This window comes from Algoriphagus sp. AK58 (assembly GCF_014324365.1).
Lineage (GTDB): Bacteria > Bacteroidota > Bacteroidia > Cytophagales > Cyclobacteriaceae > Algoriphagus.
On record NZ_QEIG01000005.1, the window covers coordinates 1 to 21,927 of the forward strand.

Consider the following 21,927-nt stretch of genomic DNA (forward strand, 5'->3'; position numbering starts at 1 on the left):
GCTACACCCCGAAACTTTTTTCAATATTTTAGATAATCAGCCGTTTGCTGATTGAGGGATTCGAACCTGGACCTTCCCGATTCCTATCGGGACGAGATACCGGGCTACGCTACACCCCGAAACTTTTTTCAATATTTTAGATAATCAGCCGTTTGCTGATTGAGGGATTCGAACCTGGACCTTCCCGATTCCTATCGGGATGCGCTACCGGGCTACGCTACACCCCGAAATTTTACTTTACCCCTTTCGGATTAAGTCGTGCAAACTTAGGGAAAATTCAGAATTTCAAGCGTGCCGGAGAATAAAAAAACCTTGATTTTCTGTATTGGCCAGACCTGTTTGGGTCAAATGCTTGATTTCAAATGAATTGATTTTCCTCTTTTTTTATAATATTCAATAAAAGAATCAACCAAAATGAAAAAAAGAGTTACCGGAATCGGAGGAATATTCTTCAAAGTAAAAAATCCTGACCAAACCAAAGCATGGTATCATAAGCATTTGGGACTGGAAGTGGATAGATATGGAACGGCCTTCGAGTGGAGAAGCAGTGAAAATCCTTCTCAAAAAAGCTTCTCCCAATGGTCGCCCATGAAGGAGGATACCACTTATTTTCAACCTTCTAAGAAAGACTTTATGATCAATTATCGGGTAGAAAATCTAGAGCTACTTGTTGAGGAATTGAAAAGGGAAGGCGTGGTCATTTTGGATGACATCCAAACTTTTGACTACGGGAAATTTGTGCATATCCTCGATCCGGATGGTCATAGCATCGAGCTTTGGGAACCCAATGACAAAGTTTACGATCAGATTGTCGAAGCTAGGACGGTGAGTTGATCAGAGGAGAAGTCACCATCATGAGAGAAAGAGGATCAGAATGAATATCAATCCAAGTAAAAGCCAAGCTGCCAGTACTTTACTTTTCCATTTTCTTTCTAATGTTTTTCGTCCCATTCGGTGTTGGATTGATTCTTCCAATTCTTCCCCTTTGGCGTTTTTCCCGGTTCTCGTGGATATAGCGTCTGATTTTTCAGGTCTGATTTGACCTAATGAACGATTATCTTTAAAAGATTGAGAAGCTTGTTTGCTAAATCCTGCACCTCCTGTCATAAATTCAATTTCTTATTCCTGTTACAATATAATGATCACATACTGTAGAGAAAAACATATTGCCTTGGAAGAATATGTGTCGATCTTAACTGATTCAGGTCTTGCATTAAGAAGACCGATGGATGAGCCAGACCTCCTGAATCGTATAATACAGGGTTCTAATCTATGGGTTACTGCCAGAAAAGATGGAGAATTGGTAGGGCTGCTGAGGGGCCTGTCAGATTTTTGTTATCGATGTTTTGTGGCAGACTTGGCAGTGGCGAAGGATTTCCAAGGAAAAGGAATAGGCAAAACTATTCTTCAATTCACCCGAGATTTGGCTCCAGATGCAAGGATCTTTTTGTTTTCAGCTGAAGATGCTGAAGGGTTTTACCAAAAATTGGGCTTTCATTTACACGAGCGATGCTATCAGTTGAAGCCAGGCGAAGAGCTTTTATGATTATTGTTTTATCTTTCTTATTAAAATCACCCTTATTAGATCACCTTATGAAGAAAATTAGCCTTACAGGATTACTAGTGTTGCTTTCGATGGGAGTTTTTGCCCAGAAAACTTACATTCATGCCGGTCGTCTGATCGATGTTAAATCCAAGAAAGTATTGACGGAACAAACCATTTTGGTAGAAGGCGATAAGATCATTTCAGTCAGTGCAGGTTATCAGACTCCATCCAGCGGAGATAAACTGATAGATTTAAAGAATACAACCGTCATGCCTGGGCTCATGGATTTGCATGTCCATATTGAGAGTCAAACCAGTCCAACGCGTTATGTGGACGGTTTTCGGGACAATGAAGCAGATGTTGCTTACAAAGCGCTGCCCTATGCCCAAATTACTTTGATGTCTGGGTTTACCACTGTCAGGGATATGGGTGGAACAGGGGTCAATATTGCGCTGAGGAATGCAATCAACAATGGCCTTGTGGTAGGGCCTAGGATTTATACCGCAGGAAAGTCCATTGCTCCCACGGGTGGACATGCTGATCCTACCAACGGGGTGAAGCGAGAACTGATGGGAGATCCAGGACCTGACCAAGGAGTAATCAACGGGCCTTACGATGCCCGAAAAGCGGTACGTCAAGCAGTCAAATACGGGTCGGATGTAATCAAAGTGACTGCCACAGGGGGAGTATTGTCCGTAGCTAGGGACGGCTCCGCTCCTCAATTCCAGCAGGATGAATTGGAAGCAGTGGTAGAGACGGCAAAGGATTTTGGTATTCATGTGGCAGCACATGCCCATGGAGATGAAGGAATGAAAAGAGCTGTCAAAGCAGGAATTCATTCCATTGAGCACGGGACTTTGATGACTGAGGAAACCATGGACATGATGATCAAATCAGGTACTTGGTATGTACCTACGGTGACCGCTGGCATGTCAGCTGCAGAATATGCCAAAATTCCGGGATATTATCCTCCAGTCGTAAGAGATAAAGCCATGAAGATTGGGGCCCAAATTCAACAGACTTTTGCTAAAGCCTATAAAAAAGGAGTGAAAATCGCATTTGGGACAGATGCGGGTGTTTTTCCCCATGGTGAGAATTATAGGGAATTTATCTACATGACCGAGGTGGGAATGCCCAATCTGGAAGCGATTCAGGCCGCGACATTCAATGCCGCTGTACTGATGGGAATAGAAGACAAGCTTGGAACCCTCGAAGCCGGAAAGATAGCAGATATCATCGCGGTCAGTGGAAATCCCGACCAGGATATCAAAGTCATGAAAGAGGTCGTCTTTGTCATGAAAGATGGGAAAATCTACAAACAGTGATCATTTTCAGGTGGGAGTGTTCAGGTTGTAGTTCAAAAACGAGATTTTCTGACAACTTGGTAACTCAATAATTTCAGAACCTAAGAAACTCTATTTTATACCAAAACAAGAACCATTAACTCAAAATCTATGAAAATTCGATTTTTACTAGTTTTCCTTTTATTCTCCAGCTTTGCTTTGGCGCAGGATAAAAAGGAAGATACAGTCGCTCCGCTTCCTAAAGCTCAGGTTTTTGAATCCAAGCAATCCGTCACAATTGACGGTAAAGTCATCAGCCTGAATGCAAAAGCTGGAACGATGCAACTGAAGGATGAAAATAACAAGCCGATTGCCCTGTTTGGGTTTACTGCCTATTTCAAAGAGAATCCGGAGAAAAACAGACCGATAGTTTTTGCATACAACGGCGGACCAGGTTCCTCTTCCTACTGGCTTCACATGGGCATTATGGGACCCAAGCGGATTGTGGTCAACGATCCAGAATACAATCCTGCGGCCCCGTATGAGCTTACCAATAATGAATTTTCAATTTTGGATGTTGCCGATGTGGTCATGATGGATCCGGTGGGTACAGGATTGAGTGTGCCGATAGGAGAGGCCAAAGGATCGGATTTCTGGGGTGTGGATCAGGATATCCGCAGCATCAGCTTATTTATCATGCAGTTTTTGAAAGAGCATAATCGACTTAATTCCCCAAAATACATTCTGGGAGAAAGTTATGGGACTTTTAGAAATGCAGGTGTAATGAATTATTTATTGGACAAAGGGTATGCATTGAATGGAGTGATCATGGTATCGGCCGTTTTTGATTTGCGTACGCTTTTCTTTGCTCCGAATGAAGATCTACCCTATATCGTTTATTTGCCTACCGTAGCGGCAACTAGCTGGTACCACAATAAAGTGGTGGATAGAGGCCCGGATCTGCCTTCGTTTGTTCAGCGCGTGAGGGAGTTTACCGAGAATGAATATGCACCGGCCTTGTTTAAAGGAAATAGAATTTCACCTGCAGAAAAATCAGCTATGGCGAAAAAACTGGAAGGATTTACTGGCATTTCCGCTGAAGTATGGGAAAGAGCAGATCTTAAACTCACAGCCAATGAATATTATCAGGAATTGCTCAGAAAAGACGGCATGACGGTGGGTAGACTGGATTCGCGGTACAAAGGGATCAATATAGATCCTATGGCGATGTCGGCCTTTACTGATCCTCAAAGTGATGCTATCTCACCGGCTTATACCATGGGATTCTTGGACTATTACCATGGTAGTCTTGGAGTGAGCAAAGACTTGCTTTATGCCACTTCTGCCTATTCCAAAGAAGGCTTCAAGTGGGATTGGAAGCATCAAGGGAATAACTTCTGGGGAGCAGATGCTGCAGTCACTACCTTACCTGATATGGCTGAAGCTTTGAGTAAGGATCCTTATGTTAAAGTATTGATTATGAATGGGTATTATGATTTGGCAACTGTCTTTCACGGAGTAGAGCATTCGATTTCCCATATCGGTTTGCCTCAGTCCGCTACAGACAGGATTATCATGACGTATTATGAAGCAGGGCACATGATGTACACCCACCTTCCTTCGGCCAAATTATTCAGAGAAGACCTGAAAAAATTCATCCAGGATACCTTAAGAAAATAAAAAATGAGGCTCAGTACTTCGAATTCATGTTTTACTGTTTTGGTCAAAATACTTTTGCTGTACTGGGCCATTTTTCTTGTAAATCCCATACAAGCTCAAAATTCAGGTTCACCTAGCTTTTCCGGTCTGTATTTTCCTCCTTCGGGGTCAAGCGATTGGGAGAAAGTAACCATACCTGACTTGGGCTGGAATCAGAATTTGCTGGCTGAACTTCTGGCTTGGTTGCCTACTCAAGATACAAGGGCGTTTATTGTTTTGAAGGATGGGAAATTAGTCTTGGAGGAGTATTGGGGTGCAAAACTGACCGGAACAGGGGAAATGGATCAGAATTCGTACTGGTATTGGGAATCAGCTGGTAAAACATTAACTGCTACACTGATTGGAATAGCACAGCAGGAGAAACTGCTGGCTATCAAAGACAGGACCCAAAAGTATCTGGGTGAGGGTTGGACATCGATGCCAATTTCTCAGGAAAAAAATATCCGATTAATCCATCACCTGTCTTTTTCTACAGGTATCAATGACCAGGTGGCCAACTTAGATACTTATTCTCCTTCCAGCTTTACCTATTTGGCTAAACCGGGAACCCGCTGGAGCTATCACAATGCCACTTATTCTGTATTGGAAAAAGTGCTGGAAAAAGCCTCCGGGAAGGAGTTTGATACTTATTTCAAGGAAAAAATAGGAGATAGAATCGGTATGAAAGGCCTCTGGCAAAAATCCGGTCAAAACACCATGTTCTATTCCGATGCCAGATCCCTCGCAAGGTTTGGCCTACTCTTGTTGGCGAGAGGAAATTGGAATGGGAATCAAATTTGGTCCGGGCCTTACTTTGACGAGATGATTCAGTCTTCCCAGAAACTGAATCAGAGCTATGGCTATTTTACTTGGCTTAATGGTAAGGAAAACTATATGTTGCCAGGAAACCAGCAAAGGGTATCAGGGTCATTTATCCCATCGGGACCCACAGATATGTATATGGCAGTAGGGGGTAATGGACAGCTTTTGATGGTGGTACCCTCCAAAAATCTTGTCATAGTAAGAATGGGAGGTGCGCCGGGCAACTTACCGGTACCTTATTTATTGATCAGGCAATTTTGGGACAGAATGTCGGAAGTGATTCGGTGAAGTCAGAAGTTTTCCAGTTGATTGTTGATCTTGTCCAGAGTTAAAGGTTTTTCCAAAAATCCAGCGACAATCTGAAATTCCGAAGCTCTCTGTCGGTCCTGAAAATCTATTGAGCTTGAAAGGATGACGATTTTATCTTTTCGGTGGGAGAAAGAGGCCAAGTATTTGTTTAAAAATTCCCAACCGTTTAACACAGGCATATTTATATCCAGAAAAATTAGTAGACGGGCTGAGGGAGATATTTCTTCTAGTTTTTCAAGAGCCTCCTCACCCCCTAAAAATTCCAGAATTGTTTGGCTGATGCCTGTTTTACCTAACAATCTTTTATTAATCAGGTTGTTAATAGGATCATCATCCACCAAAAAAATTGCGTCAAATTGGATCATCAAATTATCTAATCAGGCATTGCAGCGTGTTAATCCACCAAAATACAATTATTCCTTTTGCAAGTAAAAGGATTAATCACCTTTTTGTTTGAGTTTGTTTCCATTATTTGAAAATCGAGGAAAAAAAGAGGGAGATCTTTTGGATCTCCCCTTTAGGATTGTTTAGCTGATATTACATCATTCCGCCCATTCCTCCTCCGCCCATTGGAGGCATGGCAGGAGCGTCTTCTTTCACATCTGCCACCACACATTCGGTGGTCAACAACAATGCGGCAATGGAAGCGGCATTTTCCAAAGCAAGGCGGGTTACCTTGGTAGGGTCGATTACACCTGCTTCAAACAGATCTTCGTATTGGTCGGTACGTGCATTGTAACCGAAGTTTCCTTTGTTTTCTCTGATCTTATTGATCACTACAGAAGGCTCACCACCGGCATTGCTTACAATAGTTCTCAATGGAGCTTCGATCGCGGTTCTGATGATGTTGATACCAGTGTCCTGATCATCGTTTGAACCTTTCAGCCTGTCGAGGGCTGAAGCAGCTCTTACCAGTGCTACACCACCACCTACTACCACACCTTCTTGTACGGCAGCTCTTGTAGCGTGCAAAGCGTCATCTACTCTGTCTTTCTTTTCTTTCATTTCTACTTCAGTAGCTGCCCCAATGTAAAGGATTGCTACACCGCCAGAAAGCTTAGCAAGTCTTTCCTGCAATTTTTCTCTGTCGTAGTCGGAAGTAGTTTTTTCGATTTGAGCTTTGATCTCAGCGATTCTGCCTTTGATGGCAGCGGCATCACCTGCACCGTTTACGATGGTAGTGTTGTCCTTATCGATGTTGATTTTTTCTGCTCGACCTAGCATGTCAGGAGTAGCGTTCTCCAGTTTGAAACCTCTTTCTTCAGAGATTACGGTACCACCAGTCAGGATGGCAATGTCTTCCAACATAGCCTTTCTTCTGTCACCGAAGCCAGGAGCTTTGACAGCAGCAACTTTCAAAGCACCTCTGATTTTATTTACTACCAAGGTAGCCAAAGCTTCACCATCCACATCTTCAGCAATGATCAACAAAGGCTTGCCTGACTGAGCTACTGGCTCAAGAACTGGAAGAAGTTCTTTCATGGAAGAGATTTTCTTATCATAGATCAACACGAATGGGTGATCCAGCTCAGCTTCCATTTTCTCAGTGTTGGTCACGAAATAAGGAGAAAGGTAACCTCTGTCAAACTGCATACCTTCTACAGTTTTTACTTCGGTTTCGGTTCCTTTTGCTTCTTCTACCGTGATTACACCGTCTTTTCCTACTTTATCCATCGCGTCAGCGATCATGTTACCGATTTCCTCATCGTTGTTTGCGGAAACAGTAGCCACTTGAGCGATTTCCTTGGAGGTAGAGATTTGCTTGGAGTTTTCTTTCAACTGAGCTACTACTGCAGCTACAGCTTTATCGATACCTCTCTTCAGGTCCATTGGGTTGGCACCTGCAGCGACGTTTTTAATACCTACGTTGAAGATTGCCTGAGCAAGTACAGTTGCGGTGGTAGTACCATCACCTGCATTGTCTGCAGTTTTGGAAGCCACTTCTTTCACAAGCTGAGCGCCCATGTTTTCGATCGGCTCTTTCAGTTCGATTTCTTTTGCTACGGACACCCCGTCTTTAGTGATGGTAGGCGCTCCGAATTTTTTGTCGATGATGACATTACGGCCCTTTGGACCCAAAGTTACTTTTACTGCATCTGCCAATGCATCTACGCCTTTTTTCAATTGATCTCTGGCGTTGGTATCGAAAAACAGTTGTTTAGCCATTTTTTTTAGAATTTTTCAGTTTATGAATGAATGATTAAAGGATTGCGAAAATGTCAGATTCTCTCATGATGAGGTAGTCGTTGCCATCTACGCTTAGTTCTGTGCCGGAGTATTTACCGTACAAAACAGTGTCTCCTACTTTTACAGTCAATGGCTCATCTTTTTTGCCGTTGCCCACTGCTACGACAGTTCCTCTCTGAGGCTTTTCTTTGGCGGTATCCGGAATGTAAAGACCGGAAGCAGTTTTTTCTTCGGCTGCAGCTGGCTGTACCAAAACTCGGTCTGCAAGAGGTTTGATGTTCACGTTTGACATAACTATGTATTGTTTAAGGTTAGATTAAAATGCTATTCCCCACTCTGCACTTCCTGTGCCAATGCCGGATGATTTACCATTTCTGACAAATCGGCCGTAAATCTGAGATTTTTCTTCGGCTTAAGCATCTTTTTTTGACATGCGGTACTGTCAAAATTTCTCTGATGTCAGCAAAAAATGTCAGAATTATTTAAATTATGTCAGACCATTAATTACCTGTTTGATATGAAGACTTTGCCGAAAAATTGGATCACCGAAGGTCTGATTGATTTTGAGTACAAAAAGTATCAGTTGCTAGCTTACCTTCAGGCCACTGAAAAAGAGTTTAAAGCAGTAAAGCTCTATCCTTCACTGAGTGATTTGATTGATCATCACCGAACTTTGAGGGAATTGGAGTCAGGAAAAACAGAGTTGAAAAATCTTTTTCCTAAAGCATTGAATGGGATAGATCTTCAGAATGCCCAACTTCGGTTTGAATCCAAAGTTCAGGAAGGAAATGTCATGGAAGAAATTGCTCAGATTACCGCTTTTGCACTACCTAAACTCCAGCATCAAATCGAAGAAGGAAAAGCAATCTATGATTTTGTAGAAGAGCAGGTGGAGTTTGAACCGGTAGGGCTTTTGCCCATCTATACTCGCGAGGGATATATTTTCATGACTCAGGAAAGTCAGTCAGAAGTGCATGCGTTTCGCTATAGGAGTAATTTTTTACAATTAGCTGGAGAGAAATTCCGAAGCATCTCGTTTTGGCTGATTGGGATTTTCCAAAGATCTCTAGTATACACATTGGAAAAATTAAAACTCCATCTGATCAAAGAAATTAAGGAATTGCCCAACCCTGCAACTTGGCGCCTGCATAGTCCTCATCATTTTCCAATCGAAGAAACGCTGATACCTGTAAGCAAAAGATTGCTTTTGAGGTCGGTGACAGAATGATGTCAGCCCGTAATTGAAAAAATTACTGAACCTATGAATTCCAAATCGGTCAAATAAAAAAGTCTGCCTGAAGGGCAGACTTTGTTTAATGCTGTTAGAAAAACGGATTAGTTACCTGTAGAATCCTGAGTTTCTGTGGAAGTTCCTTCTGCCGGCGCTGCATTCTGTGTGTCACCAAAGGCCGGTGTAACTACCTGCTGCTTAGCGCTTTCAATGTTTGGGGAAGAAAACTGATTAGGCTGGCTTGAAGTATAGAAAGCCGAAGAAGCCAAGGAAAGAACCAAGATGGCTACAGCAAGTATCCAAGTTGCTTTTTCCAATACATTTCCGGTACGGGTTACTCCCATGATTTGAGAAGCACTGCCTCCAAAAGCCGCCCCGGCTCCACCTTTTGAGTTTTGGCCCAGAATCACCAGAATAAGCAAAACTGCCAAAATCAAAATAATACTGATTAATAAGGTAAACATATAAGTAAGGTTAATCTTTCAAATTTTCAATCAAGTCCGCAAAGTAAGTCCTTTTATCGGGAAACTTCAAAGCGAGTTTCTCATAAATTTCCTTAGCCATCCCTTTTTTGCCCTGTTTTATCAGGATTTTGGCAAAGGTTTCAGAAACCAGATTGTCATTAAGTTTGGTGCTGGAGTCTGCGAGGTTTTCGGTGTTCTGATTGGCCTCGATTTCTTTAATCGTGGCCAATTTGATATCTTTTTTGCTGAATGCCTTGATAAGATCGATTTGCTCCTTCTTTTTGGAGTCAAGAATTTCCCTCTTTTCTTTTTTCTTGATGGTCTCGATCAAATCATCTTTTGGTGGCTTTCTTTTTTTGGGTTTTGGTTTAGATACTTCCTCTTCAGAAGAGGATCCTCCTTTCAGCTGTTCGCCTAGTTTGATCAGGGAGGCTGTTCTTCTCTGAGAGTCGAGTTCCTGTTTCGGTTCTTCGGGAAGAAGGTCTACTTTTTCTGGATTTAATGGAATCGTAGCTGCTGGTCTTTCTATCCAATTCTTCAACGAAACCCTATCCGGACTGCTCAATGCAGCCATGGGTAGGGAAGGGCCCGGTTTACCCTCGTTTTTCAAAAATTCAAATCGTGCCGCAAGACCATGAGCCAAATTGAAATAGGGGAAATTTTCCTGTATTTTCTTCAAATGAAGGAAATCTGCCTTTTCCAGCCGATCTGATTTTGAAATGAGTTCCAGAAATTGATTTGCGTTCACACCTGTAAGGATTTGCTTTCAATATAAGGATTTTACCAGTTTGCCACTGTAGCTGTAAAGATATCCTGGATAATGGTGTCGAAAATTTCCTCTACCAGTTGATTTTCCACATCCAAAAGGGTGACGGTCCTTGGATCGTAATCTTTAAAGAATGAAAAGGTTTGCTTTTTATTTTCTTCCTCATTAGTCAGATTGACGTATTCTACATCCACCGATATCGTCAATCGCATCTGACCGGCTCGGTCGGGAAGATTCGGATCACCACTCGATACCACTGCCTGAGGGGAAAGGGTATATCTTGAAATCGCTCCAGAAAACTGGAGATCTCCATTGGTTCTGACCAACTCCAGTTGGGTGTTTCGCTGATAATATTCTTTGAGCGCTTCGGTGAATCGCTGCTCCATATTGGCTGGTCCGCCGCCTGAATCGTTGAAGAAATTTTCCACCGAGAAAGTCTTAACAATCTCATAATTGATATTCGTTCCGGTGAAGCTGTATTTAACCGAACAGCCGGAAATCCCCAAAAAGATTCCCAAAAAAAGAAGTGCTATGCGCTTATTCAATTTCATACTGTTTGATTTTTCGATACAGTGTCCGCTCAGAGATACCGAGATCACTTGCAGCATATTTCCGCTTGTTGTTGTGCTTTCTCAGTGCCTTTAGGATCATTTCTTTCTCCTTTCGTTCTAAGGAAAGGGAGTTGTCGTCTTCTTCGTGTACAATGTCCTCTATCACATCGTCTTCATACTCTTCCTCTGGATTGGCAGGAGATTTTTTTGAATCAATCACCAATGGCATCGAATACGGAGAGGTGGCTTCGACAGGCTCCTTCGAAATCATGCCTGTGTCAATGTCCTCGAAAAGTCCTTGATGTTTTTGCATCAGAGAGGGGTTGATTCCCCCACTTTGGAAGGATTCCAAAACCAACTTTTTCAGATCATTCATGTCCTTTTTCATGTCAAAAAGAACTTTGTACAAAATGTCTCGCTCAGAAAAATCCATGCTTTCGCTACCTCCAAGGCCGATTGCCATGGGGAGTTTGGCACTCTCCTGAGGCAGGTACCTAGAGAGTGTCTGTGCATTTACCTCTCTGTTTTCTTCCAAAAGTGAAATTTGCTCGGCTATATTTTTCAGCTGACGGATATTTCCGGGAAAAGCATAGCGCATCAACAGCTGTTGTGCTTCATGATCCAGACTGATTGGCCTCACATGGTATTTTTCAGAAAAGTCTCCAGTGAATTTGCGAAACAAAAGGACCACGTCTTCCCCTCGTTCTCTCAAAGGAGGAACGAAAATCGGAACAGTGTTGAGTCGGTAGTACAGGTCCTCCCGGAACTTTCCTTTTTCTACTGCTTTGATCAGATTGACGTTGGTAGCAGTGATTACTCTGACGTTGGTCTTTTGGACTTTGGAAGAACCCACTTTGATGAATTCCCCGTTTTCCAGCACTCGTAGAAGTCGGGCCTGTGTACCGAGGGGCATCTCGCCAATTTCGTCCAAGAAAATGGAACCTCCGTCCGTAACTTCGAAATAGCCTTTTCTGGCTTCATGCGCTCCTGTAAAAGAGCCTTTTTCATGACCAAAAAGCTCGGAATCAATGGTTCCTTCAGGGATTGCTCCGCAGTTGATAGCGATGAATTTGCCATGCTTACGCAGAGAAAGCGAATGGATGATTTTGGAAAAACTCTCCTTTCCGCTACCGCTTTCTCCTGTAATCAGCACCGTCATGTCTGTCGGAGAAGCCTGCATAGCCACCTGAATCGCGTGATTCAGCAGAGGGCTGTTGCCAATGATCCCAAAGCGTTGTTTGACACTTTGTATTTCCTGTGGAGTAATCATACCAAGCTAGGATTGATTTCCAATACCTCACCAAACAAGGTAGCTGCTGAGCAGTCAGTAATTCTCACTTTTACATAGTCGCCCATTTTTAATCCTTGAGCCGGTACAATGACGACTTTGTTGGCTGAGTTTCGGCCTTTGAGCTCGGATTGGGATTTTTTGGAAGTGCCCTCGATAAGGATCAATTGCTCTTTTCCTACATCCAGTTTGTTGCGCTGTAAGGAAAGTTGATTTTGCCGATCGATGATCTCGGCTAGTCTTCTTTTCTTTACCTCCAAAGGAATGTCATCTACAAACTTTTTAGCGGCCAGCGTTCCCGGTCTCTCGGAATAGTAGAACATGTAGGAAAAGTCGTATTGCACGATATCCATCAAGGAAAGAGTGTCCTGATGTTCTTCTTCGGTTTCAGTACAGAAACCGGCTATCATGTCTGAGGAGATTCCACACTCTTCACCCAAAATCTCGCGGATTGCCTTCACTCGGTCCAAATACCATTCCCGGTCATAGGTACGGTTCATGAGTTCCAAAACGCGACTATTACCGGATTGAACAGGGAGATGGATGTATTTGCAGATGTTGTCGTACTTCTTCATGGTGTGAAGTACTTCATCGGTAATGTCCTTAGGATGGGAAGTGGAGAAGCGAACGCGGAGCAAAGGACTCACTTGTGCCACCATTTCCAGAAGATGGGCAAAGTTGACTACTTGGCTTACTTCATCTTCTTTCTTGTTCAAACGAGCTTTATTATTCTCTTCAGGTGACCATTTGTAAGAGTCTACATTTTGACCCAAAAGGGTTACTTCGCGATAGCCTTTGCTAAACAGGTCCTGGGCCTCTGCAACAATCGAGTGTGGATCACGGCTTCTTTCCCTTCCTCGGGTAAAAGGAACCACGCAGAAAGAGCACATGTTGTCACAGCCACGCATGATGGATATGAAAGCGGTGACCCCATTGGAATTTAATCGAACCGGAGCAATATCGGCGTAGGTTTCCTCACGGGAGAGAAACGTGTTGACAGCCTTTTGACCTTCCTCTGCCACGGCCACCAAATTGGGAAGGTCTCTGTATGCGTCAGGTCCTACGACCACGTCTACAATCTTTTCTTCTTCGAGTAGTTTTTCTTTTAGTCGCTCAGCCATACAGCCCAAAACCCCGATGGTCATTTCAGGCTTATGCTTTTTGACCGCATTGAAATGGTTGAGTCGGTTCCGGACAGTCTGTTCGGCTTTCTCACGGATGGAGCAGGTATTGAGGAATACCACATCGGCCTGATTGAAGTCAGAAGTGGTATCGAATCCGTTTTCCTTCATGATTGAGGCCACGATCTCCGAGTCAGAGAAGTTCATCTGACAGCCGTAACTCTCGATGTAGAGTTTTTTGGTTTTTCCGGTGTTTTCGTCCGGCGTGGTTTTATAATCACAAGCTTGTGCCTCTTCGGCAGAGATAATGTCGATGTCTTTGATCAAGTCCATGGAATGGAGATAGGTGTTAATTCAGGTGAGTAAGATTCGCTCGGGTAGTTTGAATTTTTTAAAACCCCAAAACAATCTTTCAGGTTGCAAAATTAGGAAAATGCAGACAAAATGGCAGGATTCCCTGCCTTTTAATTCAGGTTTCTTCTTTCTGAATCTGAAATGGAATTTTCAGCTGCTCTCCAAAATGCACTTGCTCCTCGGTGGTATTTAAGTTGGATATTCCCAGACCCAACAGACGGACAGGTTGCGGGATGCCTTCCTGACGCAGAAGTTCCAGACCTACTTGCCAAATTTGTGTTGCATCAGGATACTGTTCCAGTGTTTTGCTTCTGGTTTGCAGGGTGAAATCCGCAAATTTGATTTTCAAGGTGACTGTCCTTCCCTTGATCCCACTTTTTTCGATCCTTCGAATCACTTCCTCAAAAACAGGATAAAGGTTTTCCTCCATCTCAGATAAGGTGTTCAAGTCTTTTTCAAAGGTGTTTTCCGCGCTGAGGCTTTTTCGGACCCGATGAGGCTGAACTTCCGAAAGGTGAATTCCACGAACAATATTGTAATAGTGTAGGCCTGACTTTCCGAACTTCTTGGTCAAAAACTGAAGGGAGTATTCTTTCAGGTCTTTGCCGGTGTGGATGCCCAGGCTTTGCATTTTTTCTGCAGTGACTTTTCCTATGCCGAAGAATTTTACGATTGGCAATTTTTCCAAAAAGGCCTCAGCTTCTTCAGGTAGGATGACCGCTTGACCATTGGGTTTGTTGAGATCGGAGGCAGTTTTGGCCAAAAACTTATTATAGCTGACTCCTGCGGAGGCATTGAGACCAGTTTTTTCCTTGATTTTGGCTCGTATTTGTCGGGCGATAAGGATGGCTGATTTCATCCCTTGTTTATTTTCAGTGACATCTAAGAAGGCCTCATCCAAGGAAAGAGGCTCCACCAAGTCAGTGTATTCATAAAAGATCTCCCGTATCTGGAGAGAAATCTCCTTGTACCGTTCAAATCTGGGCCTTGCAAAAATCAATTGAGGACATTTCTTGGCAGCCAATGCAGAAGACATAGCGGAATGAATTCCATATTTCCTTGCTTCATAGCTAGCTGCTGCCACGACGCCCCGGGCTTCGTTTCCTCCCACTACCAGAGGTTTTCCTCTCCATTCCGGATGATCCAGCTGCTCCACGGAGGCATAGAAAGCATCCATATCCACGTGGATGATTTTACGGATGAGGCTGGTGTTTTCAGGATTTGTTTCCACTGATCAGTTCAAAGATGGCCTGGGCTTTCAGTGCGCATTCTTCGTATTCCTGTTCTGCAAAGGCATCAATGGTAATGGCACTGCCTACCCCAAAATAGAGTTTTTTTGCATCCAAATCAGCAATAATGGATCGGATGACCACAGAAAAGTCAAAATCACCCCGATCATCAATCCAGCCAAAAGCACCGGAAAACCATCCTCTTCGGAAACGTTCCTCCCGGTCGATGATTTGCATCGTGCTGATTTTTGGAGCTCCGGTCATACTTCCCATAGGGAAAGTAGCTTCAATGATTTGCCTTAAAGATACCTCGGTTTTCAGGGTGGCACTGATGGTGCTTATCATCTGAAAAACTCTAGGAAGCGGGTAAATGCCAAATAGTTCATCGACTTGGACGCTGCCAGTTTCAGAGATCCTTGCCAGGTCATTCCGCATCAAGTCGGTGATCATGAGATTTTCGGCCCGTTCTTTTTCGCTGTGAAAGAGTGATTCTCTGTTTATTTGATCTTGGATAGGGTCAGGGGCTCTTTTGATGGTTCCTTTGATGGGCTGAGCGATGATTCTTTTTCCTGTTTTTTTGAGGAACCGCTCAGGAGAAGCAGATACGAGCCATTTGGATTTTGCTTTGAAAAGGGCCGCGAAGGGCATGTTGGATAAGTCATTTAACCTGAAAAAAGCTGCAATCGGATCCCAAGCTTCAAAATGACCCGAATAGGCTTGGCAGAAATTGGCTTCGTAGGTATTTCCTTCCAAAATTTCCTTCTGAATGGTGGAAACATGCCGGAGATATTCATCTTTGGAAAGTTGGGGAACGACCTCACATCGGGTTGTTTTTTTTTGTGTTAAAGGCTGGTTTTCTATTTCTCTAAGCCATTGTTCCGGAAAAGGGGAGGAGCTTGAAAACCCGTTTTCTTCGATTTTCAGGACCCAATCGGGCTCAAAGAAGCATAAGTCAGGCAATGTGAAAAAATCAGGGTTAGTGCTTGTCAGGTTTTCGATTTGGTTTTTGAAGTCATAGCCAATTATACCTACTTTCCAAGTTGGGGAATGAAGTTTTTCCCAAGCAGCCACTTCATTTTCGCCCAGAAATAAATAGTCTCCGAATGGACCTTCTTTATAGCTATGACCATTACCTGAAGTCCATGCAAAAAAGGAGAATTCTTTATTGGACCAATAAAGCAGTTTTTCCTTCCAATCTTTGAATCTCAAGGAATAGTGGTAGTCAGTTTTCATTTTGGGGCAAAAAAAAGAGGAATTCTTCAGAATTCCCCCTTTTCAATCATTGTGGTAGTTGTTTTATTATTTGGCAGTCACGTCCAATACCAATGAAACGGTATTGTAGATAAACTGATCTTTTGCTTTGTCAACGGCAGCGGATTCGTCACCGTACATCAAGCCCCACTGGGTTCTGTCTATGTTGAAGCCTGCTTTTGCAGTTACTACACCATTGACAATACTCACAGAAGCTGGGAATTTAATGTTTTTGGTAGTTCCTCTCATTGTCAAGTTACCGCTGATCCAATGCGTAGGGTTAGCTGGAGTCAAGGCGCTGTCAGAAGAAGGAGTGTTGTCAGTAGCAAACTCCTGCTTGTCAGCGATCACATCAGTAGCAGCGAATGGCTGTACTCCGGTGATTTCAAAAGTTGCAGTTGGGAAGTTGGCAGCATCAAAGAAGTCTGCTGACTGAAGGTGGCCATACAGTTTACCATGGTTTTCAGAGCCAGCCTCCATGTCTTCGATGGTCAAACCTGGGATATCGAACGTGAAAGTTCCCGCAGTGATTTGGTCACCAGCTACAGTTAGAGTACCGCCTGTAGAAGGGATTTTCCCGAAATGCTTACCAGCTGGCTTGTATCCTGTCCAGGAAACGGTAGAAGCTGCAAGGTCTAGATTCAAGGTTTGTCCTTCTCCAGCTGCTACTTCCTGAGCATCTGTAGTTTCTACAGTTTCACCTGGCTTTCCGCATGCAAATGCAATCATGGATGCAGCTACAAATAGGCCGATTTGCTTTGTAATTTTCATAGTTGATTTTTTGTGTTGGATTGGTTTCTACAATTAATGTATAGACACGTAAAACCCATGAGCTCAAAAAAAGTTCACGGATAGATCAAAATTTTTAATTTTCGGGAATAAAATTTTTACAGAAAATCCCAATCAATTGAAAATATGGCGCTTATCATGGATGTAAATGGAAAAACCCCAGAATTTGGAGAAAACTGTTGGCTTGCTCCCAATGCTACGGTGGTCGGGGATGTGAAAATGGGCAATAATTGCACGGTTTGGTTTAATGCCGTGGTCAGAGGAGATGTCCATGAGATCCGGATTGGAGATGATACCAATATTCAGGATGGTGCGGTCATTCATTGTACCTATCAAAAAGCTGCAACCTACATAGGAAATAAAGTTTCCATAGCCCATAATGCGATTGTACATGGTTGTACGATCCATGACCGGGTGTTGATAGGGATGGGGGCCATAGTGATGGATGGGGCTGTTATTCATTCCGATTCCGTGATAGCGGCGGGGGCAGTTGTTTTAGCCGGAACTATTGTAGAAGCTGGTTCAATCTACGCGGGAATGCCTGCAAAAAAAGTAAAAGAAATAGGTCCTGAAATGAAGGAGGTGATTGAAAGAACGGCAAGAAATTATCCCATGTACTCTTCTTGGTTTGAAAATATGAAATAGAATTATTTGGAGTTAATAATCTCCTTTTTGTATTTTCGAGCTTAAATTTTTGAATATGCACGCACTTTTTGAATTCGTTGGAAAAAGCAAGAATTTGTTTTTTTTGGGTTTTTTGTTCTTAAGTTTCAACTTTTTGCTTTTTAACTTCATGCCCAAGGAATATGCACTGGACCTTAAGTTTGCTTATACAGCGGAAGAGGCATATTTGGCACTGGGTCATTTAGATCAAGCTCAAAGAGAATATTATCGGATTGGTGTATGGGCTTTGGATATGCCATACATGGTGATATACACTCTTTTTTTTATAGGAGTCCTCAATACCCTTTGGAATAGCAGGCGTTTTGTAGGGTTACCTGTAGGAATTTTGGTTATGGATTTTTTTGAAAATATCCTCATTCTAAAAATCCTTAAAATTTATCCTCGGCAAGATGAATTATTGGTAATGACTGCCTCTTGTTTCTCAACAGTCAAATGGCTGCTTGTAGGATTTTTGCTGATCTTGATCGTAGCCGGGATTTTATCTTGGATAAATCAACGTGGGTATTCGCATTCCAAATCATCTGAAGTGAGACTTTAATCATTCCGATAAAAAGGGACCTTCACTTTTTTTCTTTTCCCTGAAATTTGATTAGTATTTGCTATCGGTAACTATTTGCCGGGAATTCATCAAATTGAAGGAATGAAAGAAGAATATTTTAAATGGTACTCCCCACACCTAAATCGGGATGTTGAAATGCTGGTTTTCGGTCATGCCGGGTATCCTGTTGTCGTTTTTCCAACTTCTATGGGGTCATTCCATGAAAATAGGGATATGGGTCTAATTGGATCTGCTCAATGGTTTATTGAGCAGGGACTAATACAGATTTATTGCCCCGAGAGCAATGACAAACAGAGCTTTTACAATAAGGGAATTCATCCACACGATCGGATTCAAAATCATGTGGCCTATGACAAAATGATTTGTCATGAAATTGTGGAAAGAATCCGGCTCAATACCCCTTCAGCCAAAGTAGTTGTTGCAGGGTGCAGTTTTGGAGGGTATCATGCCACCAATTTCGCTTTTCGCCATCCGGGATACGTAAGTCACCTCTTTAGCATGAGTGGTGCTTTTGAGATCCGAAACTTCATGGACGGGTATCAGCACGATGACATCTATTACAACAGTCCTCTTGAATATCTGCCCGGTCTTCAAGACGGTGAACTTTGGAATATGGGAATAGTCCTTGGGACATCCAACTGGGATATTTGTTTTGACTCCAACATCAAACTGCACGAAGTGCTCAAGAGCAAAAATATTTCGCATTGGTTTGATGTGAGGCAAGATAAGCAGCATGATTGGCCACTATGGAGAGAGATGTTTCCACACTATTTGTCTACTATCAAATTTGATTAAAGAAATTCAACTAACAACCTTTCTATTTTAACAGAGAACATGAAAAAAATCGGGATACTTTTCGGAATGGAGGATACTTTTCCTCATGCCTTTGTGGAGCGAGTAAACCAAAAAGCGGAAAAAGGCATTATCGCCGAGCCCGTGAGAATTGATAAGGTAATGCAAAATCAACTCACAGACTATGCGGTAATCATTGACCGAATTTCGCAGGACGTACCATTTTACAGAGCCTATCTGAAAAATGCAGCCTTGACAGGAACCGCCGTCATAAACAATCCTTTTTGGTGGAGTGCGGATGATAAATTTTTCAACAACTGTCTGGCTGACACTCTTGGGGTGCCACTTCCCAAAACCGTGATATTACCTTCGGCAAAGCATCCGGATGATACCACTTCCAAATCTTTCCGAAATTTGGTTGCCCCATTGGATTGGGAGGGTATGTTTAATTACGTTGGTTTTCCGGCGTATATGAAGCCTTATGCAGGTGGAGGATGGAAAAATGTCTATCGATTGGAAAACAAGGAAGAATTTTTCCAGAAGCATCCCGAGACCGGTCAATTGGTAATGTTGCTTCAGGAAGAGATTGTCTTTGATGAATATTTTCGAGTTTATTGTCTAGGGGGCAAGGCGGTGAGAATCATGGAATATGAGCCGCGAAATCCTCATCATTTGCGCTATGTGGTGGATCGAGCGCCTGCCTCCAAAAAGCTTTTGGCGACTGTAAAAGACTATACTATCCGACTGTGTACTGGATTGGGATATGATTTTAATACCGTTGAGTTTGCCGTGCGAGACGGTATCCCTTATGCCATTGATTTTGGAAATCCTGCACCGGATGCGGATGTGAATTCTGTGGGACAGGAAAATTTCGAATGGGTAGTAGAAGAAGCAGCTAAGATGGCCATCGCCTATGCCAAATCCCATAAGCCGGGAAAGATGAATCTGACTTGGGGAACTTTTGTGAAAAATTCGGTCGAAATGGCCAAGAGATTCTAATCCTTTACCACTATGCCTATTGCTTTAAAGTCACTACCCAAATTTACCTTGGGCGTGGAAGAAGAATACATGATCATTGATCCTGTCACTCGGGATTTAAGGTCTCATATGTCCAAAATCGTGGAAGGAGGAAAGATTCAACTCCGAGAGCAGGTCAAAGCCGAAATGCACCAATCCGTGGTTGAGGTCGGCACCAACATCTGTCAGAATGTGGCAGAAGCCCGTAGAGAGGTATCCTACCTAAGGAATAAAATTTCTGAGTTGGCTAAGGCGCAGGGGTTGACGGTGGGTGCATCAAGTACTCATCCCTTTGCCAAATGGCAGGATCAGGAGATTACCGATGATCCACGCTATCACAACATCGTCAATGAGCTAAAAGACATCGCCCGATCCAATTTGATCTTTGGTCTTCATGTCCATGTGGGCATAGAAAGCCGGGATGTGGCCTTGCAGCTGATGAATCAGGCCTGTTACTTCTTGCCCCATATTTATGCTTTGACCACCAATTCTCCATTTTGGGAAGGAAGGAATACCGGTTTTAAAGCATTCAGAGCCAAAGTTTTCGCCAAGTTTCCTAGAACTGGCCTTCCGGAATATTTCGATTCTGTTCAGTCCTATGATAATTTTCTCGAAATTCTGGTTAAGACTAACTGCATAGATAATCCCAAAAAAATCTGGTGGGATCTCAGAATGCATCCTTTTTTCAGTACGATCGAGTTCAGGATTTGCGACATGTGTCTGACAGTGGATGAGACAATCTGTATCGTAGCGATTATTCAAGCAGTGGTAGCTAAGCTTTACAAGCTTCATATGAGCAACACCAGTTTCAATATCTATCGGATTGCTTTGATAAGGGAGAATAAATTCAGAGCAGCCCGAAATGGGATTGAAGGATTATTGATCGACTTCGGGAAAAAAGTCGAGGTACCAACCAAAGAATTGATCATGGAATTACTTGAATTTATCGATGATGTGGTGGATGATTTGGGAAGCAGAGAGGAGATCAATTACGTGCATAAAATTCTGGAGAGAGGTACAGGCGCTGATCAACAATTGGCTGTTTTTGAAAAAACGGGCAGCTTGGAGGCAGTGGTCGATTTTATTACAGGGAAGTTTACCGAGGGGATCTGATTGAATGCTTACCTTTGGCTGGAAGACCAAAACGACAAAACAGTGCCTAGGAAAAAAATTAATCTTGCCATCTTGGATATGTATGACGGTGAGCCCAACCAAGGGATGCGCTGTATTCATGATATTTTGGGAAGATTTTCAGATCAGTTCAGTTTCAGGGAGTTTGATGTGAGAAAAAAAAGCAATCTCCCCGATATCCGGGAGTTTGATATTTTTATTTCTACAGGAGGCCCCGGCAACCCCTTGGAAGGAGATGGAAACTGGGATTTGAAATACTTTGATTTTTTAGACCAGGTATGGATTTGGAATCAAAATCACAGTCAAAAAAAGCATCTCCTCCTTATTTGCCATTCCTTTCAGATGGCGTGTAAGCATTTTGGATTAGGCGATATCACGAAAAGAAAATCCCAATCTTTTGGTGTTATGACTGTACACAAAACGCCTGAAGGAATAAATGATCCTATTTTTCAAAATCTGGAAAATCCGTTTTGGGCAGTTGATTCCAGAGATTATCAGGTAGTGCAGCCCAATCATCGGAAGTTTAAAATGTTGGGATCCAAAATTATTGCACTGGAAAAAATTAGGACTCATGTAGAGTACGAACGGGCAATTATGGCAATCAGATTTTCGGAAGAAATCCTAGGGACTCAATTTCACCCTGAAGCGGATCCAACCAGTTTTCTGGAACATTTGAAAAAACCCATGGTGAGAGAAAAGATCATCGAACTTAAAGGAAAGGCCAAATACAGGACTATGCTTGAAAACTTGGTGGATGAGGACAAAATTTACAGGACTAATGAAACGTTCATTCCTAATTTCTTGGAACAGGCATTGCGAAAAATCAGAGTTTCTCAATCCCCTTCACTAAAATGA

The 21,927-nt window shown here is 42.8% G+C and carries 24 protein-coding genes; 12 read left to right on the forward strand and 12 right to left on the reverse strand.

Features of this window, described 5'->3' with window-relative positions; all coding sequences use genetic code 11:
* The first annotated feature begins 414 nt into the window (after nucleotides 1-414).
* The gene (locus tag DDT91_RS03740) at nucleotides 415-834 is read left to right on the forward strand and encodes a VOC family protein (RefSeq protein ID WP_187174800.1); all 420 of its coding nucleotides are present in this window, start codon (nucleotides 415-417) and stop codon (nucleotides 832-834) included.
* Nucleotides 835-852: 18 nt separating this feature from the next.
* Here the strand turns inward: DDT91_RS03740 and DDT91_RS03745 are convergent, their stop codons facing one another.
* Nucleotides 853-1,107: a hypothetical protein gene (locus DDT91_RS03745; protein WP_187174801.1), complete on the reverse strand. Its 255-nt coding sequence runs from the start codon at nucleotides 1,105-1,107 to the stop codon at nucleotides 853-855.
* A 31-nt stretch (nucleotides 1,108-1,138) separates the two neighbouring features.
* Between DDT91_RS03745 and DDT91_RS03750 the strand changes: the two genes are divergently transcribed.
* The 4 genes from DDT91_RS03750 to DDT91_RS03765 all read left to right on the forward strand — a co-directional run bounded on the left by DDT91_RS03750 (nucleotide 1,139) and on the right by DDT91_RS03765 (nucleotide 5,637).
* Nucleotides 1,139-1,546 (forward strand): GNAT family N-acetyltransferase, encoded by a 408-nt coding sequence (locus DDT91_RS03750; protein ID WP_187174802.1) that lies wholly within the window; start codon nucleotides 1,139-1,141, stop codon nucleotides 1,544-1,546.
* Between the two features lie 47 nt (nucleotides 1,547-1,593).
* Entirely contained in the window at nucleotides 1,594-2,871 is a 1,278-nt protein-coding gene (locus DDT91_RS03755; protein ID WP_187174803.1) for an amidohydrolase family protein, read from the forward strand.
* Between the two features lie 129 nt (nucleotides 2,872-3,000).
* Nucleotides 3,001-4,509, forward strand: coding sequence for a S10 family peptidase (locus DDT91_RS03760; protein WP_187174804.1), 1,509 nt, complete (start codon nucleotides 3,001-3,003; stop codon nucleotides 4,507-4,509).
* A gap of 3 nt (nucleotides 4,510-4,512) precedes the next feature.
* Nucleotides 4,513-5,637, forward strand: a complete 1,125-nt coding sequence (locus DDT91_RS03765) for a serine hydrolase (RefSeq protein ID WP_187174805.1) — start codon at nucleotides 4,513-4,515, stop codon at nucleotides 5,635-5,637.
* 2 nt (nucleotides 5,638-5,639) lie between these two features.
* On the opposite strand, the gene DDT91_RS03770 is transcribed toward DDT91_RS03765, so the two are convergent.
* The 3 genes from DDT91_RS03770 to groES all read right to left on the reverse strand — a co-directional run bounded on the left by DDT91_RS03770 (nucleotide 5,640) and on the right by groES (nucleotide 8,137).
* Complete coding sequence (locus tag DDT91_RS03770) at nucleotides 5,640-6,023, reverse strand: two-component system response regulator (RefSeq protein WP_187174806.1); 384 nt, start codon at nucleotides 6,021-6,023, stop codon at nucleotides 5,640-5,642.
* A gap of 172 nt (nucleotides 6,024-6,195) precedes the next feature.
* Nucleotides 6,196-7,824: a chaperonin GroEL gene (gene groL, locus DDT91_RS03775; protein ID WP_187174807.1), complete on the reverse strand. Its 1,629-nt coding sequence runs from the start codon at nucleotides 7,822-7,824 to the stop codon at nucleotides 6,196-6,198.
* A gap of 34 nt (nucleotides 7,825-7,858) precedes the next feature.
* On the reverse strand, nucleotides 7,859-8,137 hold the full coding sequence (groES, locus tag DDT91_RS03780; RefSeq protein WP_187174808.1) for a co-chaperone GroES: 279 nt from the start codon (nucleotides 8,135-8,137) through the stop codon (nucleotides 7,859-7,861).
* A gap of 177 nt (nucleotides 8,138-8,314) precedes the next feature.
* Between groES and DDT91_RS03785 the strand changes: the two genes are divergently transcribed.
* Nucleotides 8,315-9,073 carry a hypothetical protein gene (locus tag DDT91_RS03785; RefSeq protein ID WP_255502013.1) on the forward strand — a complete coding sequence of 253 codons (759 nt, stop codon included), beginning with the start codon at nucleotides 8,315-8,317 and terminating at the stop codon, nucleotides 9,071-9,073.
* A gap of 107 nt (nucleotides 9,074-9,180) precedes the next feature.
* Here DDT91_RS03785 and secG read toward each other — a convergent pair whose 3' ends face one another.
* The 8 genes from secG to DDT91_RS03825 all read right to left on the reverse strand — a co-directional run bounded on the left by secG (nucleotide 9,181) and on the right by DDT91_RS03825 (nucleotide 16,871).
* Nucleotides 9,181-9,540, reverse strand: a complete 360-nt coding sequence (secG, locus tag DDT91_RS03790; protein ID WP_187174809.1) for a preprotein translocase subunit SecG — start codon at nucleotides 9,538-9,540, stop codon at nucleotides 9,181-9,183.
* Nucleotides 9,541-9,550: 10 nt separating this feature from the next.
* Nucleotides 9,551-10,288, reverse strand: coding sequence for a hypothetical protein (locus tag DDT91_RS03795; RefSeq protein ID WP_187174810.1), 738 nt, complete (start codon nucleotides 10,286-10,288; stop codon nucleotides 9,551-9,553).
* A 32-nt stretch (nucleotides 10,289-10,320) separates the two neighbouring features.
* A complete protein-coding gene (gene lptE / locus DDT91_RS03800) occupies nucleotides 10,321-10,857 on the reverse strand; it encodes an LPS assembly lipoprotein LptE (RefSeq protein WP_187174811.1) in 537 nt (178 codons plus the stop codon).
* Nucleotides 10,844-12,127, reverse strand: a complete 1,284-nt coding sequence (locus DDT91_RS03805) for a sigma-54-dependent Fis family transcriptional regulator (RefSeq protein WP_187174812.1) — start codon at nucleotides 12,125-12,127, stop codon at nucleotides 10,844-10,846. The genes lptE and DDT91_RS03805 overlap by 14 nt, the downstream gene beginning before the upstream one ends.
* A complete protein-coding gene (gene miaB, locus DDT91_RS03810; RefSeq protein ID WP_187174813.1) occupies nucleotides 12,124-13,599 on the reverse strand; it encodes a tRNA (N6-isopentenyl adenosine(37)-C2)-methylthiotransferase MiaB in 1,476 nt (491 codons plus the stop codon). The genes DDT91_RS03805 and miaB overlap by 4 nt, the downstream gene beginning before the upstream one ends.
* Before the next feature lie 136 nt (nucleotides 13,600-13,735).
* Nucleotides 13,736-14,851 carry a DNA polymerase IV gene (dinB, locus tag DDT91_RS03815; protein ID WP_370539287.1) on the reverse strand — a complete coding sequence of 372 codons (1,116 nt, stop codon included), beginning with the start codon at nucleotides 14,849-14,851 and terminating at the stop codon, nucleotides 13,736-13,738.
* The gene (locus tag DDT91_RS03820; RefSeq protein ID WP_187174814.1) at nucleotides 14,835-16,082 is read right to left on the reverse strand and encodes an anthranilate synthase component I family protein; all 1,248 of its coding nucleotides are present in this window, start codon (nucleotides 16,080-16,082) and stop codon (nucleotides 14,835-14,837) included. Before DDT91_RS03820 ends, dinB begins: the two co-directional genes overlap by 17 nt.
* A gap of 66 nt (nucleotides 16,083-16,148) precedes the next feature.
* Nucleotides 16,149-16,871 carry a YceI family protein gene (locus DDT91_RS03825; RefSeq protein ID WP_187174815.1) on the reverse strand — a complete coding sequence of 241 codons (723 nt, stop codon included), beginning with the start codon at nucleotides 16,869-16,871 and terminating at the stop codon, nucleotides 16,149-16,151.
* Between the two features lie 144 nt (nucleotides 16,872-17,015).
* Between DDT91_RS03825 and DDT91_RS03830 the strand changes: the two genes are divergently transcribed.
* The 6 genes from DDT91_RS03830 to DDT91_RS03855 all read left to right on the forward strand — a co-directional run bounded on the left by DDT91_RS03830 (nucleotide 17,016) and on the right by DDT91_RS03855 (nucleotide 21,927).
* A complete protein-coding gene (locus tag DDT91_RS03830; protein ID WP_187174816.1) occupies nucleotides 17,016-17,534 on the forward strand; it encodes a gamma carbonic anhydrase family protein in 519 nt (172 codons plus the stop codon).
* 148 nt (nucleotides 17,535-17,682) lie between these two features.
* Nucleotides 17,683-18,111, forward strand: coding sequence for a hypothetical protein (locus DDT91_RS03835; protein WP_187174817.1), 429 nt, complete (start codon nucleotides 17,683-17,685; stop codon nucleotides 18,109-18,111).
* 102 nt (nucleotides 18,112-18,213) lie between these two features.
* On the forward strand, nucleotides 18,214-18,927 hold the full coding sequence (locus DDT91_RS03840; protein WP_187174818.1) for an esterase family protein: 714 nt from the start codon (nucleotides 18,214-18,216) through the stop codon (nucleotides 18,925-18,927).
* Nucleotides 18,928-18,966: 39 nt separating this feature from the next.
* Nucleotides 18,967-19,923, forward strand: a complete 957-nt coding sequence (locus DDT91_RS03845) for a RimK family alpha-L-glutamate ligase (protein WP_187174819.1) — start codon at nucleotides 18,967-18,969, stop codon at nucleotides 19,921-19,923.
* A 12-nt stretch (nucleotides 19,924-19,935) separates the two neighbouring features.
* Nucleotides 19,936-21,054: a carboxylate-amine ligase gene (locus DDT91_RS03850; RefSeq protein WP_187174820.1), complete on the forward strand. Its 1,119-nt coding sequence runs from the start codon at nucleotides 19,936-19,938 to the stop codon at nucleotides 21,052-21,054.
* A gap of 42 nt (nucleotides 21,055-21,096) precedes the next feature.
* Nucleotides 21,097-21,927: a type 1 glutamine amidotransferase gene (locus DDT91_RS03855; RefSeq protein ID WP_370539288.1), complete on the forward strand. Its 831-nt coding sequence runs from the start codon at nucleotides 21,097-21,099 to the stop codon at nucleotides 21,925-21,927.

Excerpts from the sequence above, each read along its gene's own strand:
- DDT91_RS03740 (WP_187174800.1), top strand. The coding sequence starts at position 415 with ATGAAAAAAAGAGTTACCGGAATCGGAGGAATATTCTTCAAAGTAAAA.
- DDT91_RS03745 (WP_187174801.1), bottom strand. The coding sequence starts at position 1,107 with ATGACAGGAGGTGCAGGATTTAGCAAACAAGCTTCTCAATCTTTTAAA.
- DDT91_RS03750 (WP_187174802.1), top strand. The coding sequence starts at position 1,139 with ATGATCACATACTGTAGAGAAAAACATATTGCCTTGGAAGAATATGTG.
- DDT91_RS03755 (WP_187174803.1), top strand. The coding sequence starts at position 1,594 with ATGAAGAAAATTAGCCTTACAGGATTACTAGTGTTGCTTTCGATGGGA.
- DDT91_RS03760 (WP_187174804.1), top strand. The coding sequence starts at position 3,001 with ATGAAAATTCGATTTTTACTAGTTTTCCTTTTATTCTCCAGCTTTGCT.
- DDT91_RS03765 (WP_187174805.1), top strand. The coding sequence starts at position 4,513 with ATGAGGCTCAGTACTTCGAATTCATGTTTTACTGTTTTGGTCAAAATA.
- DDT91_RS03770 (WP_187174806.1), bottom strand. The coding sequence starts at position 6,023 with ATGATCCAATTTGACGCAATTTTTTTGGTGGATGATGATCCTATTAAC.
- groL (WP_187174807.1), bottom strand. The coding sequence starts at position 7,824 with ATGGCTAAACAACTGTTTTTCGATACCAACGCCAGAGATCAATTGAAA.
- groES (WP_187174808.1), bottom strand. The coding sequence starts at position 8,137 with ATGTCAAACGTGAACATCAAACCTCTTGCAGACCGAGTTTTGGTACAG.
- DDT91_RS03785 (WP_255502013.1), top strand. The coding sequence starts at position 8,315 with ATGTCAGAATTATTTAAATTATGTCAGACCATTAATTACCTGTTTGAT.
- secG (WP_187174809.1), bottom strand. The coding sequence starts at position 9,540 with ATGTTTACCTTATTAATCAGTATTATTTTGATTTTGGCAGTTTTGCTT.
- lptE (WP_187174811.1), bottom strand. The coding sequence starts at position 10,857 with ATGAAATTGAATAAGCGCATAGCACTTCTTTTTTTGGGAATCTTTTTG.
- DDT91_RS03805 (WP_187174812.1), bottom strand. The coding sequence starts at position 12,127 with ATGATTACTCCACAGGAAATACAAAGTGTCAAACAACGCTTTGGGATC.
- miaB (WP_187174813.1), bottom strand. The coding sequence starts at position 13,599 with ATGGACTTGATCAAAGACATCGACATTATCTCTGCCGAAGAGGCACAA.
- DDT91_RS03820 (WP_187174814.1), bottom strand. The coding sequence starts at position 16,082 with ATGAAAACTGACTACCACTATTCCTTGAGATTCAAAGATTGGAAGGAA.
- DDT91_RS03825 (WP_187174815.1), bottom strand. The coding sequence starts at position 16,871 with ATGAAAATTACAAAGCAAATCGGCCTATTTGTAGCTGCATCCATGATT.
- DDT91_RS03830 (WP_187174816.1), top strand. The coding sequence starts at position 17,016 with ATGGCGCTTATCATGGATGTAAATGGAAAAACCCCAGAATTTGGAGAA.
- DDT91_RS03835 (WP_187174817.1), top strand. The coding sequence starts at position 17,683 with ATGCCCAAGGAATATGCACTGGACCTTAAGTTTGCTTATACAGCGGAA.
- DDT91_RS03840 (WP_187174818.1), top strand. The coding sequence starts at position 18,214 with ATGAAAGAAGAATATTTTAAATGGTACTCCCCACACCTAAATCGGGAT.
- DDT91_RS03845 (WP_187174819.1), top strand. The coding sequence starts at position 18,967 with ATGAAAAAAATCGGGATACTTTTCGGAATGGAGGATACTTTTCCTCAT.
- DDT91_RS03850 (WP_187174820.1), top strand. The coding sequence starts at position 19,936 with ATGCCTATTGCTTTAAAGTCACTACCCAAATTTACCTTGGGCGTGGAA.